The 12,614-nt window shown below is 65.9% G+C and carries 11 protein-coding genes and 1 pseudogene; 1 reads left to right on the forward strand and 11 read right to left on the reverse strand.

The window, feature by feature from the left end; all coding sequences use genetic code 11:
- Positions 1-713 precede the first annotated feature (713 nt).
- The 11 genes and pseudogenes from AXW67_RS44005 to AXW67_RS14300 all read right to left on the reverse strand — a co-directional run bounded on the left by AXW67_RS44005 (position 714) and on the right by AXW67_RS14300 (position 11,551).
- Entirely contained in the window at positions 714-974 is a 261-nt protein-coding gene (locus tag AXW67_RS44005; RefSeq protein ID WP_082907893.1) for a hypothetical protein, read from the reverse strand.
- 83 nt (positions 975-1,057) lie between these two features.
- Positions 1,058-1,444: a VOC family protein gene (locus AXW67_RS14260; protein ID WP_027555366.1), complete on the reverse strand. Its 387-nt coding sequence runs from the start codon at positions 1,442-1,444 to the stop codon at positions 1,058-1,060.
- Positions 1,445-1,468: 24 nt separating this feature from the next.
- Positions 1,469-2,293 (reverse strand): FkbM family methyltransferase, encoded by an 825-nt coding sequence (locus AXW67_RS14265; RefSeq protein WP_027555367.1) that lies wholly within the window; start codon positions 2,291-2,293, stop codon positions 1,469-1,471.
- A gap of 87 nt (positions 2,294-2,380) precedes the next feature.
- Complete coding sequence (locus tag AXW67_RS14270) at positions 2,381-4,336, reverse strand: ABC transporter ATP-binding protein/permease (RefSeq protein WP_063678393.1); 1,956 nt, start codon at positions 4,334-4,336, stop codon at positions 2,381-2,383.
- Between the two features lie 53 nt (positions 4,337-4,389).
- A complete protein-coding gene (locus tag AXW67_RS14275) occupies positions 4,390-6,528 on the reverse strand; it encodes a hybrid sensor histidine kinase/response regulator (RefSeq protein WP_063678394.1) in 2,139 nt (712 codons plus the stop codon).
- 191 nt (positions 6,529-6,719) lie between these two features.
- Positions 6,720-7,502: a succinate dehydrogenase iron-sulfur subunit gene (locus tag AXW67_RS14280; protein WP_027555370.1), complete on the reverse strand. Its 783-nt coding sequence runs from the start codon at positions 7,500-7,502 to the stop codon at positions 6,720-6,722.
- A 24-nt stretch (positions 7,503-7,526) separates the two neighbouring features.
- The coding region (locus tag AXW67_RS44010) for an FAD-binding protein (RefSeq protein WP_245315542.1) at positions 7,527-8,561 on the reverse strand (1,035 nt) is incomplete at its 5' end.
- Between the two features lies 1 nt (position 8,562).
- A pseudogene (locus AXW67_RS44015) lies at positions 8,563-9,365 on the reverse strand (FAD-binding protein); the annotation flags it as partial.
- A gap of 3 nt (positions 9,366-9,368) precedes the next feature.
- Positions 9,369-9,773 carry a succinate dehydrogenase, hydrophobic membrane anchor protein gene (gene sdhD / locus AXW67_RS14290; RefSeq protein ID WP_027555372.1) on the reverse strand — a complete coding sequence of 135 codons (405 nt, stop codon included), beginning with the start codon at positions 9,771-9,773 and terminating at the stop codon, positions 9,369-9,371.
- Positions 9,770-10,168: a succinate dehydrogenase, cytochrome b556 subunit gene (gene sdhC / locus AXW67_RS14295; protein ID WP_063678396.1), complete on the reverse strand. Its 399-nt coding sequence runs from the start codon at positions 10,166-10,168 to the stop codon at positions 9,770-9,772. Before sdhC ends, sdhD begins: the two co-directional genes overlap by 4 nt.
- 411 nt (positions 10,169-10,579) lie before the next feature.
- Positions 10,580-11,551: a LysR family transcriptional regulator gene (locus AXW67_RS14300; RefSeq protein WP_082907894.1), complete on the reverse strand. Its 972-nt coding sequence runs from the start codon at positions 11,549-11,551 to the stop codon at positions 10,580-10,582.
- Between the two features lie 111 nt (positions 11,552-11,662).
- On the opposite strand from AXW67_RS14300, the gene AXW67_RS14305 reads away from it, so the two are divergent.
- The gene (locus AXW67_RS14305) at positions 11,663-12,520 is read left to right on the forward strand and encodes a sulfite exporter TauE/SafE family protein (RefSeq protein ID WP_063678397.1); all 858 of its coding nucleotides are present in this window, start codon (positions 11,663-11,665) and stop codon (positions 12,518-12,520) included.
- Positions 12,521-12,614: the final 94 nt, after the last annotated feature.

Here is a 12,614-nt window from a genome sequence, read left to right on the forward strand (position 1 = left end):
TGGGGTCGCGGTGGGCGCCGGCGCGGGACGCACCTGAGGCGCCGCTGCGGGCGGCGGGGCTGTGGGCGTCGGAGCCGGACGTGCCGCGGGCGGTGCCGGAGGCGGCGGCGGGGTCGGTGCGTGCTGCTGCGGAGCCGCAGCCGGAGGCGGCGACGGCTGCTTCGGAGCAGCAGGCGGTGCCGGCGGCGGCGGAGGAGGTGCCTGGTGCGTCGGGGGCGGCGGCGGAGGTGGTGTCGGGCGCGTCGGCGCAGCAGCCGGCGGCGGCGTTGGAGCATGGGGCGGAGCCGCAGCGGGAGGCGGTGCGGTCGGACGCGTGGGAGCTGCAGGCGGCGGTGTCGGCGCCGGCGGGTGCACAGCGGGCGGCGCGCCCTTCGGCTGCTCCTTCGGAGGCTGCTTCGGTTTTCCGTCAGGGCCCGTTTCTTGTTGTGTCTGGGCCTGCGCGAGCACGAGCGGCGGCGCGCTTTGCGCATGCGACGCGGAGCTTGCGAATTGCATCGCGGTCAGAGCCGTCGTGGCAAGCAGCACGAAGCGAAGATTGGTCATGTCGTGAAATTCCCCGGAAGGTTCTTTGACGAAGAAAGTTGGATGATGAACAGCTACGCGTTGGGCCGCATTGTGGCGGGCGAAGACGTGGCGGCCCGATTTATTTCTGCATGCAAATCATGTCACACGAACAACGTTCATTGCGCATTCAGAAGCAGGTTGCAATCGCCTCATATGTGGTCGTTCGCCTCATGTTTGATCCTGCGGCGAACTGCATCCGTCGCGGGATTCGGTGTAAGTGGTCCATTCGGTCCACGCTGTGGAACCTCTTCTGGAATGCGAGGCGGCAATTCATCCGGACGCGGCGGTGCGTCGGGCTCATGCACGGGCGGCGCGATGTCGGGCTGCGGCGTGCCCGGCGGAATTTCCGGCGGCGGCTCGGAGGGAGTCCCCGGTGTCGCAGGCGGAATCTCGGGCGGTTCGATCGGCATCAGCACCTTCACGTTCGGTTGTCCAGAGGACCACAACGACGATGCTGCGTAGATGTTCCTCGCCGCGTGGTGTCAAGAACCGCTCATTCCGGCGCGTGACAGACGGCCTCGATGTTGTGGCCGTCGGGATCGAGCACGAAGGCGCCGTAGTAATTCGCATGATAATGCGCGCGAATGCCGGGCGCTCCATTGTCGCGGCCGCCGGCCGCCAGCGCCGCCACGTAGAAGGCATCGACCGTCGCGCGGTCCTTGGCCAGGATCGCGACATGCACCGGCTTGTTCAGCGCGCCTTCGCCGCCGATCCAGAAATCCGGCTTGCCGTCGGCGCCGAAGCCGGCGGCCGGATCGTGGCCGGTCTGCTCCTGCGTGACCTCCATGATCAGGCCGTAACCGAGCGGCGCCAGCGCCTCGGTGTAGAACGCTTTCGCACGCTCATAGTCGGAGACCGGGAAGCCCAGGTGATCGATCATCGCAACCTCCGTTGTTGGTCGACGTCAGCGTGACAGGAACGTGTTGCTCCGTGTCTTGCGCGCGATCGCAAAACCGCGCGCGACCATGTCAGCAATACAATCCTCGCGCCATTCGTTTTGTGACAGATGCTCGATGACGACCGCGCGCGGCCACAATGAGGGCGGCGCATCCCTGAAGAAGCCGATCAGCACGCGGTCCTCGAAACCCTCGACGTCGATCTTCAGCGCGTCGACCTTGGTGACGCCGGCCTCGTCGAGAATGCGCGTCAGCCGCAACGACGGGACCTTGATCGCATCGGCGCCGGCCGTGCCGGTGACGACGTGAGTGGCGCCGAGATTGCCGCCGCCGGTCTCGATCATCAGCTCGCCGTCGCTGTCGCCCGCGGCCGCCTGCACCAGGCGAACCTGCGTCGCTCTCGAGGCGGCGTGGTTGAACGAGAGCCGTGCAAAGGTCATTGGATGCGGCTCGATCGCGACCACCTTGCCCTCAGGCCCGACCTGGCGCGACATCACCAGCGCGAAGGTGCCGACATTGGCGCCGACATCGATGAACACGCCGCCGGCCGGCGTGTGCTGGCGCAGGAAATCGAGTTCGTCGAGATTGTAGTCGGGATTGAACAGCGCGCCGCGCTCGGTCGCGCTGCCCTGATGATAGAAGCGGAACGAGGCGCCCTGATAAGTCACGTCGACCGGGCCGCCGCGCATCAAATTGACCAGCCGCGACAGCCACGGGCGGAATGCACCGCGCTTCAGCCCCGATTGCTGGGCGAGGCGAATGATCGCGGCCTGCGCCGCGTTCGGCGCAAACGCGCCGAACGGCGCGAGCGAAGGGTCGTTGTCGGGCGTCAAGCAGGTAGTCCTCGTTGCAAGCGGCGCATGCATAGCCGGTTTTGCCGGCGACTCCAACGGTGAGGTGTCGGGAATGCAGCCCGGATGTCACGCTGCTTTCTTCGCGGCCTCCTCGCGCTGGCGCACGAAGCGGCTGAGCAGCTTGCGCCGGCCCTTGCGCGGGATCAGGTTGACGTCGCTTACGAGCTTGGCGCCGCCCTTGCGGCGCTCCAGCACGATCTTGCGGCTGTGGAAGGCCTCCAGCTCGACGCGATGCGCGACGCTGACGATGGTCGCCTTCGGCAGCTCGTCCGTGATCATCTTCATCATCCTGTCCTGGCTCTTCTCGTCGAGCGCCGAGGTTGCCTCGTCCAGCACGACGATGTCGGGGCTGTGCAGCAGAAGCCGCGCGAAAGCGAGGCGCTGCTTCTCGCCGCCCGACAGCGTCTGGTCCCACGGACCCTCCTCCTTGATCTTTTCCTTGAGATGATCCAGGCCGACCTTGTGCAGGGCCTCACCGATCTCGTCGATGCTCCAGTCGTCCGCGGCGCCGGGATAGGCGACGGCGCGGCGCAGGGACCCGGACGGCACGTAGGGCCGCTGCGGCAGCATGAACAGCCGCCGATCGGGATGGAGGTTGACGCTGCCGCCGCCCCAGGGCCACAGGCCTGCGATGGCGCGCACCAGCGTGCTCTTGCCGGTACCGGATTCGCCGGCGACCAGGACGCGCTCGCCGGCCTCGATCATCACCTCGGTCTCGCCCACGACGGCGGTGCCGTCGTCGAGCGTGACGGAGAGGTCGTTGAGCTCCAGCATGGCTTCGTTGCCGGTTTCGCCGCGCTTGATGCGGCCGAAACCGTCGCCCTGCTCGGCACGCTCCAGGCCATCGAGCGACATCATCAGCGAGGCGATGCGGCGTGCGCAGGCATTCCAGTCGGCGAGCCGCGGATAGTTGTCGACCAGCCAGCCGAACGCGCTCTGCACGATGGTGAAGGCGGAAGCCGCCTGCATCACCTGGCCCAGCGTCATGCTGCCGTCGAGGAATTTGGGCGCGCAGAGCAGCAGCGGCACGACCGGCGCAACGAGGCTGGAGCCCTGCGACACCAGCGTGGTGCGCATGTGCTGGCCTGCGAGCCGCGCCCATTGCCGCAGCACGCTGGAAAAGTTGCGGTCGATGCCGTCGCGCTCCTCGTCCTCGCCGCCGAGCAGCGCGATACTCTCGCCGTTCTCGCGCACGCGCGTCAGCGTGTAGCGGAAATCCGCCTCGGCCTGGTTCTTGTCCTCGGAGATCTGCACGAAGCGCCGTCCGATCACCATGATCGAGCTCGAGGCGATCGCGGCATAGAGGATGGCGGCGATCACGAGAAAGCCGGGAATGGTGATCGAGGAGCCGCCGAGCGAGACGTTGAGCGCGCCGCCGATGGTCCAGAGCACGACGATGAAGGTCACGGCCGACAGCAGCGCCGACGTCACGCCGGCGAGAAAATCGACCGGCGAGTCCGTGGCAATGCGCAGGTCCTCGGCGATCCGGTATTCGGGATTCTTGTGGTCGCCGTCGACGAGGTTGAGCTGATAGTAGCGGCCGTTGGCGAGCCAGCGCGTCAGCACGCTACTCGTGAGCCAGGCGCGCCAGCGCCGCTGGATGCCCATGCGCGCGAACACCTGCGCCACGCCGAGCACGATGCTGCCGATCGCCAGCGGGAAGAACAACGCGGTGAGATGGAAGACGGCGGGCGCATCGCGCTTTTCGATCGCATCGAAGATCGCGCGATTCCAGACATTGATGCCGTATTGGAAGCCGACGGTCAGGACGATCAGCGCGCCGAGGCAGATCGAGAACGGCCAGGCCAGCCGGTCGCCATTGCGTCCCCAGAAGCCTCGTGCGCTGATCCAGAAGCGGGTGAGCAGATAATCCTTGCGTGCCTGCTCGGCTTCCTCAGGCGATAGTTCCGGGTCGGGCTCGAGCAATTCCGGCGGCGGAGCCGTCTCCTCGCCGCTCTCCCCGGTGATCTCGACATTAGGCGCTTTTTCGCCTCGTTCGCGCTTTGCGGCCGGCTTCTGCATGGCCGGACAACGCGAGAAAAATCAGGCGGTTCCCGCTGGTTCCTGGCAACGGCTTACTCGGCTGCCCCATCGCGCACCCGCCGCAGCCGTGCAGCCCGGTGCAGCACGCGGGACAATTCCTCGATCGAATAGGGCTTTTGCACGAGGTCGAAGCCGGCGACGCCGTCCTGGGACAGCGCCTGGCTGTAGCCCGTTGTCAGCACGACCGGCACGCCGATGCTGCGGTCGCGGATCGCCTGGGTGAGATCGAGCCCGGTCATGCCGGGCATCACCACGTCCGAGAACACGACATCGAAACGATCGGCATCGACGATCAGCTCGGCGAGCGCGTCGGTGGCGTTGTCAATCAGCGTGACGCTGTAGCCGAGCTCGGTGAGGCCGTCGGCGGCGAAATTGGCGAGCTCGATATTGTCCTCGACCACCAGTACCGCGATGCCGCTGCCGGTCAGGGCCGGCGCGGTGTTGGGCGCCAGCCGCTGCGGCAGCAGGTCCTGCGGCACACGCGGCAAATAGAGCGAGAAGGTGCTGCCCCGGCCGACCTCGCTCTCGACGGTCACCTCGCCGCCGGATTGCCTCGCGAAGCCGAACACCTGCGACAGGCCGAGGCCGGTGCCGTGGCCGACCTGCTTGGTGGTGAAGAACGGCTCGAAGATGTGCCCGATCTGGGCTGCGGGAATACCGACGCCGGTGTCGCTGACCGCGATGCTGATGATGCCGTGGCAGCCGGTCTGATGCGCCACGGCGTTCGGAACGCTCGTCGCCGGCTGCACGGTGAAGGCGATCTTGCCCTTGCCCTTCATGGCATCGCGGGCATTGGTCGCCATGTTGATCAGCGCCGTCTCGAACTGGCCGGCATCGGTATTGACGAGGCAGGGTTCCGCCGGCAACCGCATCGTGATCTCGATGGCGGGTCCGAGCAGCGTGGCGAGCATGTCGTGCAACGATTGCATCCGCGCGCCGACATCGAACACTTCCGGCTTCAGGTTCTGGCGCCGCGCGAAGGCCAGGAGCTGCGAGGTCAGCTTGGCGGCGCGCGCGACTGCGTCCGCGATCGCGGTGATGTAGCGCTGGCGCCGCTCCTCGGGCAATTGCGGCCGGTTCAACAGGTCGACGGAGGCGCGGATCACGGTGAGCAGGTTGTTGAAGTCGTGCGCGACGCCGCCGGTGAGCTGTCCGAGCGCCTCCAGGCGCTGGCTGTGCTTGAGCGCCTCCTCGGCCTCGCGCCGCTTTGCGGCTTCGGCCTGCAGATGCTGGGTGCGTCGGAACGCCAGCGCGAGCAGCAGGAACAGCAGCGCGGTCGCGGGCACACCGAACACCAGATGCTGGCCCATGGTGGCGAACCAGCGCGCGCGGATCGCCGAGGTTTCGAGCCCCGCGCTGACATAGATCGGATATTCGGCGACGCGCCGGTAGCCGATGCGGCGCTCGATGCCGTCCGATGGCCAGGCAATGGTGATGAGGCCGTGCTCGGGATTGGCCGCGATCTTCTGGCCGACCGGTCCGCCGGTGTCGAGCCGGACGTCGTGATCGAGCCGCGGAAAATGCGCAAGCACGACGCCGTCGCTGCGGCCCATCGCGAAGAAGCTGCCGGGCTCTGTGCCGATCCGGGCGTAGAAGCTCTCGAAATATTCCGGCAGCACGGACGCCTGGATCACGCCGATGAAATGGCCGTCATCGGAATCGCGGCGGCGGCTCATCCCGAAGAAGCGCGCTCCCTGATAGGGCGTGCGCGGCGTCAGCGGTGTGCCGATGAAGGTGCCGATGCTCTGGTCGACATGGGCGTAGAAGTAGTCCCGGTCGGCGAAGGTCAGCTGCGGCGGCGGCGAGGCGAGGCTGTTGACCAGCGAGCGTCCGTCCGCGTCGAAGATCCATGCCGATTTGAGCTGCGGCAGCGAATCGGTCAGCCGCTTCAGGCGGCGGTGCAGCACCGGTTCTCGCGACCGGATGACGTCGTCGGGAAGACCGCGCACAACTTCATTGAGCTCGGCGAGGCTGCGGTCGATGGTCTCGAACACCTTGAGCGCGTGCTCATGCGCGACGTCGAGCGTGCGCTCGATCTCGCGGTCGGCAATGTCTCTGGTTGAGGTGTAGGAGATCGTGGAGGCGATCGCGAACAGCGCAATGGGCAGCGCCAGGGATGCTGCCATCATCCACTGCAATAGCCTCAACGAGTTGCGTTGCGCTCCCTGCACAGTCGCTCCGGTCCCTCGACCACAGAGCTTACTTGAATTTCCCGCAAGGAAGGAAGCGGCTTGTAGCTGGAACCTTTGGTTGCAATCCAAGGGTTCGCTCGCGACGCGGGTTGCGGCCAATTCTATTCAAACTGGTGCCGATCGCGGCATGCCCCGGCCGTCGCGGCCGGGGATGGAAGCAGGTAGGAGGTTTAGATCTGCCGCTCGACCATCTTGAGCTTCAGCTCGGCGATGGCTTCCGCCGGGTTGAGGCCCTTCGGGCAGGCCTTGGCGCAGTTCATGATGGTGTGGCAGCGGTAGAGCCGGAACGGATCCTCGAGATTGTCGAGCCGCTCGCCGGTCGCCTCGTCGCGGGAGTCGGAGACCCAGCGGTTGGCCTGCAGCAGCGCGGCGGGGCCGAGGTAGCGGTCGCTGTTCCACCAGTAGCTCGGGCACGAGGTCGAGCAGCAGGCGCAGAGGATGCACTCGTAGAGGCCGTCGAGCTTCTCGCGGTCCTCGTGGCTCTGGCGCCATTCCTTCTGCGGCGTCGGCGAGGTCGTCTTCAGCCACGGCTCGATGGACGCATACTGCGCGTAGAAATTGGTGAGGTCGGGGACGAGGTCCTTCACCACCGGCTGGTGCGGCAGCGGGTTGATCTTCACCGCGCCGTCCTTCACGTCATGCATCGAGCGGGTGCAGGCCAGCGTGTTCTGGCCGTCGATGTTCATGGCGCAGGAGCCGCAGACGCCTTCGCGGCAGGAGCGGCGGAAGGTCAGCGACGGGTCGATGTGGTTCTTGATCCAGATCAGCCCGTCCAGCACCATCGGACCGCAGTCGTTGGTATCGACGTAATAGGTGTCGACGCTCGGATTCTTGCCGTCGTCCGGATTCCAGCGATAGACGCGGAATTCGCGCAGCTCGGTCGCGCCCGCGGGCTTCGGCCAGGTCTTGCCGCCGGTGATCTTCGAGTTCTTCGGAAGTGCGAATTCAACCATTTCGATAGGGCCTTCGCTGTTCGATCAATACACGCGCGCCTTCGGCGGGATGTACTGCACGTCGTTGGTCATGGTGTAGTTGTGAACCGGACGGTACTCGATCTTGACCTTGCCGGCGTCGTCCAGCCAGGCCAGCGTGTGCTTCATCCAGTTCTTGTCGTCGCGCTCGGAATAGTCCTCGCGGGCATGCGCGCCGCGGCTCTCGGTGCGGTTGGCGGCCGAGTTCATCGTCACCACCGCCTGCGAGATCAGATTGTCGAACTCGAGCGTCTCGACCAGGTCGGAATTCCATACCAGCGAGCGGTCGGAGACGGCGATGTCGGTGATGCCGCTGTGGACCTTCTGGATCAGGTTCTGGCCTTCGCTCAAAACTTCGCCGGTGCGGAACACGGCGCAGTTGTTCTGCATCACGTGCTGCATGCCCTCGCGCAGCTTCGCGGTCGGCGTGCCGCCGGAGGCGTAGCGGTAATGGTCGAGGCGGCCGAGCGCCATCTCGGACGAGTTCGCCGGCAGCTCCGGCTGCTTGGCATTGGCCGTGAGCTTCTCGGCGAGGCGCAGCGCGGCCGCGCGGCCGAACACGACGAGGTCGATCAGCGAGTTGGAGCCGAGGCGGTTGGCGCCGTGCACGGAGACGCAGGCGGCTTCGCCGATCGCCATAAGGCCCGGGATCACCGCGTTGTCGTCGCCGTCCTTCTTGGTCAGCACCTCGCCGTGATAGTTCGTTGGGATGCCGCCCATGTTGTAGTGCACGGTCGGCACGATCGGGATCGGCTCGCGCGTCACGTCGACATTGGCGAAGATCTTCGCGGATTCGGAGATGCCCGGCAGCCGCTCGGCCAGCACCGCGGGATCGAGGTGGTCGAGATGCAGGAAGATGTGGTCCTTCTTCTTGCCGACCCCGCGGCCTTCGCGGATCTCGATGGTCATCGCGCGCGAGACGACGTCGCGCGAGGCGAGGTCCTTGGCGGACGGCGCGTAGCGCTCCATGAAGCGCTCGCCTTCGGAGTTGACGAGATAGCCGCCTTCGCCGCGCGCGCCTTCGGTGACGAGACAGCCCGANGAGCCGTAGATGCCGGTCGGGTGGAACTGGACGAACTCCATGTCCTGCATCGGCAGGCCGGCGCGCAGCACCATGCCGCCGCCATCACCGGTGCAGGTGTGCGCCGAGGTGCAGGAGGCGTAGGCGCGGCCGTAGCCGCCGGTCGCGAGAATCGTGGTCTGGGCACGGAAGCGGTGCAGCGTGCCGTCGTCGAGCTTGAGCGCGATGACGCCGCGGCAGGCGCCCTGGTCGTCCATGATCAGGTCGATGGCGAAGAATTCGATGAAGAACTCGGCCGCGTGGCGCAGCGACTGGCCGTACATCGTGTGCAGCATCGCATGGCCGGTGCGGTCGGCGGCGGCGCAGGTGCGCTGCGCCTGGGCCTTGCCGAACTCGGTGGTCATGCCGCCGAACGGGCGCTGATAGATCTTGCCGTCCTCGGTGCGCGAGAACGGCACGCCCCAATGCTCGAGCTCGTAGACCGCCTCGGGTGCGTTGCGCACCATGTATTCGATCGCGTCCTGGTCACCGAGCCAGTCCGACCCCTTCACGGTGTCGTACATGTGCCAGCGCCAGTCGTCCTTGTGCATGTTGCCGAGCGAGGCCGAGATGCCGCCTTGCGCCGCGACCGTGTGCGAGCGGGTCGGAAACACCTTGGTGATGCAGGCCGTGCGCAGGCCCGCTTCGCTGCAGCCGACCACGGCGCGCAAGCCGGCACCGCCGGCGCCGACCACGACGACGTCATAGGTGTGGTCTTCGATGGGGTAGGCTTTGCCGTTGGTGGCGGGAGCGGCGTTGCCCTTGCCATTCGTCGCTGCGGCCATGGGTTACACTCCGGAGGAAAGCTTCAGGATCGCGTAGATCGAGGCGAGCGCCACGGCGATCGAGAAGAAATTGTTGAGCATCATCGAAACGAGCTTCACCTTCTCGTTATGGACGTAGTCGTTGATCACCTCCTGCATGCCGATCTTCATGTGCCAGGCGCTGGCGATGATGAAGAGCAGCATGATCACAGCGATCGGCAGCGAGCCGAGGATCTGCGCGGCGCCGGCCTGGTTGCGGCCGAGCAGCATCATGATGATCACCAGCACCGGGATCATCAGCAGCGTCATCGCAACGGCGGTGAGGCGCTGGCGCCAGAAATCGGACGTGCCCGAATGCGCGGCGCCGAGATTGCGGACGCGGCCGAGCGGGGTGCGCATGCTGCGCTTCGGCGTATCGGTCGTGCTCATCGTCCACCTCCGATCGCGTAGGCGATGATCCAGATCAGCACCGTCAGCACGATGCCGCCGATCAGCGCGCCCCAGGTCAGCGCTTCGCGCTCATTGGCCTTGAAGCCAAAGCCGAGGTCCCACACGAAATGCCGGATGCCGCTGAGCATATGATGCATCAGCGCCCAGGTGTAGCCGAACACGATCAGGCGGCCGATGATGCTGCCGGTGAAGGCCTGCACGTTGGCATAGGCCGCGGGACCGGAGGCCGCCGCGATCAGCCACCAGGCCAGCAGCAGGGTTCCAACATAAAGAGCAATGCCGGTGGCGCGATGGACGATGGACAGCGCCATCGTCAGCGTCCAGCGGTAGGTTTGCAGGTGTGGTGAAAGCGGTCGTTCGATCCGTGCGGTCATGGGCTTTGATGTTTTATGGCGGCCCAGCAAGGGCGCGCGGGGATCGCGAAAGGTCGGCCCTATTTACGGAGTCGAATCTATCCACGCAATCACCAAATCGCCATAAACCGAACCTGGGTTCAGCTCTACAACGACGAGAAGCAAGGCCATTCAGAGGCTTGGTATACCAGAGCGCCTTGGGTTCGTCTAAGAATAGAACCGAGAATCAGTTCTTCTGAGGCTTCCTCGATCAGCATTGAAAACACTATTGGAACGCCTCTAACTCACCTGCCGTCAGAGGTCGTCTCGCATGCCGACGCGCAGGGCGGACTTCGGCTGGCGTGCCCCGGCGCCCGCGATGCCGGCCATTCGGATCACCCTCGGTCGTTGCCAATGGATATGCGCAGCCCGCAACACACCCCGCCGCAACGCTTAATCGCCGACGGAGTTGCTCGGCCCATCATCCTCGGAAAGGGCGTGACGAAACTGCTTGGGCTCCGCCGAATCGAATGGGTGGCCCTTGCGCCAGCGTTCGACCAGGAAATCCACGAAAGCCCGGATCTTTGCCGATCCGCGGCGGGACGGCTGATAGAGCGCATGAAGCGGCGCGGGCGCCGGTTCGTACTCCCCGAGGATCCGACACAGCCGCCCCTCGGCCAACTCCGCACCCACCTGCCATGACGGCACGCGGACGATGCCTGCGCCGTTCCCCGCGGCCATGATCAGCGCGTCGAGGCTATTGACCCAGAGCCGGCCGGAAATCCGTACGCTGGATGCGGTCTTCGTGTCGCGACCGAATCGCCAGATGGCAACGCCCGGCGTGTCGGAAAACACGAGGCAGTCATGCCCGACGAGATCCGATGGCGTATGCGGCGTGCCCCGGCGCGCCAGATAGTCCGGCGAGACGCAGTGGATCATCTGCACCTCGCCGAGCTTTCGCGTGACGAGCTGCGAATCCGGCAGGCGTCCGACCCGCAGCGCCAGATGCACATCCTCCTCGACCAGCTCGACGCGGCGATCGACCAACAACAGCTCGACCGAGAGCGATGGATAGCGGCGCAGGAAATCGCCCAGGAGCGGTGAGATCAGCAGGCGCCCCATCAATGTCGGGGCGCTGACGCGCAGCCGTCCCGACGGCTCTCCGCGTGTCCCCGCCAGCGCCTCCTCGATCTCCCTGATGTCGCCGAGGATCGATCGGGCGCGCTCATAGAGGATCCGTCCCTCTTCCGTGAGTGCCACCTGCCGCGTCGTTCGCACCAGGAGGCGCGTGCCGAAATGTTGCTCCAGCGCGGTGATCTGCCGGCTCACCGACGTCAACGAGCTCGGCAACGACCTCGCCGCGGCGGACAGGCTGCCGGCGTCCACCACCTGGACGAAGGTCGCCATGGCCTGGAGCTGGTCCATGTCCATCCTTCCGCATTTCGCAAACTAGCTCTCCCAGCTTCGCGCATGGTCGCGGAATGTGAAAGGGTCTATGCAGGGCGCGACCACCGGGAACCAAGGTTTGGACGTGCCATGGCGGGACTTGATATTGCGGAAATCGTCGAGTTGGCGCTGCTGCTGATCGCAGTCGGTGCGCTCTCCGGCTTTCTCGCTGGTGTATTCGGCATCGGTGGCGGCGCCATCCTGGTGCCGGTGTTCTACGAATGCTTCCGCATCGCCGGCGTGCCGCTGGAGGTGCGGATGCCGCTCTGCGTCGGCACTTCGCTTGCCGTAATCATCCCGACCTCGATCCGCTCGTTCCAGGCGCATTACAAACGCGGTGCGGTCGACATGACGATCCTGCGCGTGTGGTGGCTGCCGATCGTGATCGGCGTCGTCGCCGGCAGCGTGGTCGCGCGCTACGCGCCGGAACGGCTGTTCAAGGTCGTCTTCGTCTGCGTCGCCTACTCAGCGTCGGCGCGTCTCATCTTCGCGCGCGAGGGCTGGAAGCTCGGCGACGACCTGCCGAAGGGGCCGTTGATGCGCGCCTACGGCTTCTGCGTCGGCATTTTGTCGACGCTGATGGGCATCGGCGGCGGCCTGTTCTCGAATTTGCTGATGACCTTCTACGGCCGTCCGATCCATCAGGCGGTCGCGACCTCGTCGGCACTTGCCGTGCTCATCTCGATCCCCGGCGCGCTCGGCTACATCTATGCCGGCTGGCCGGCGGCGGCGGCCTATCCCAGCGTTTCGGCTCTGCAGGTGCCGTTCGCACTCGGCTACGTCTCGCTGATCGGCGCCGTGCTGGTGACGCCGATGAGCCTCGTCACAGCGCCGCTGGGCGTGAGGGCCGCGCATGCGATGTCGAAGCGGACGCTGGAGGTGGCGTTCGGCTGCTACCTCTTCATCGTCGGCAGCCGGTTCGTGCTGAGCCTGACAGGCGGCCACTAATTGATGGAGCGATCCTTCAATCTCACTTCGCTGCGGCCCCACACTCGGAGATCGCCTTGCGCATCCAGAAGATCGGCCTCGGCCAATGCCTGAA

It is taken from the genome of Bradyrhizobium neotropicale, assembly GCF_001641695.1.
In the GTDB taxonomy this organism is placed as follows: Bacteria; Pseudomonadota; Alphaproteobacteria; order Rhizobiales; family Xanthobacteraceae; genus Bradyrhizobium; species Bradyrhizobium neotropicale.

Excerpts from the sequence above, each read along its gene's own strand:
- AXW67_RS44005 (WP_082907893.1), bottom strand. The coding sequence starts at position 974 with ATGCCGATCGAACCGCCCGAGATTCCGCCTGCGACACCGGGGACTCCC.
- AXW67_RS14260 (WP_027555366.1), bottom strand. The coding sequence starts at position 1,444 with ATGATCGATCACCTGGGCTTCCCGGTCTCCGACTATGAGCGTGCGAAA.
- AXW67_RS14270 (WP_063678393.1), bottom strand. The coding sequence starts at position 4,336 with ATGCAGAAGCCGGCCGCAAAGCGCGAACGAGGCGAAAAAGCGCCTAAT.
- AXW67_RS14280 (WP_027555370.1), bottom strand. The coding sequence starts at position 7,502 with ATGGTTGAATTCGCACTTCCGAAGAACTCGAAGATCACCGGCGGCAAG.
- sdhD (WP_027555372.1), bottom strand. The coding sequence starts at position 9,773 with ATGAGCACGACCGATACGCCGAAGCGCAGCATGCGCACCCCGCTCGGC.
- sdhC (WP_063678396.1), bottom strand. The coding sequence starts at position 10,168 with ATGACCGCACGGATCGAACGACCGCTTTCACCACACCTGCAAACCTAC.
- AXW67_RS14300 (WP_082907894.1), bottom strand. The coding sequence starts at position 11,551 with ATGGACCAGCTCCAGGCCATGGCGACCTTCGTCCAGGTGGTGGACGCC.
- AXW67_RS14305 (WP_063678397.1), top strand. The coding sequence starts at position 11,663 with ATGGCGGGACTTGATATTGCGGAAATCGTCGAGTTGGCGCTGCTGCTG.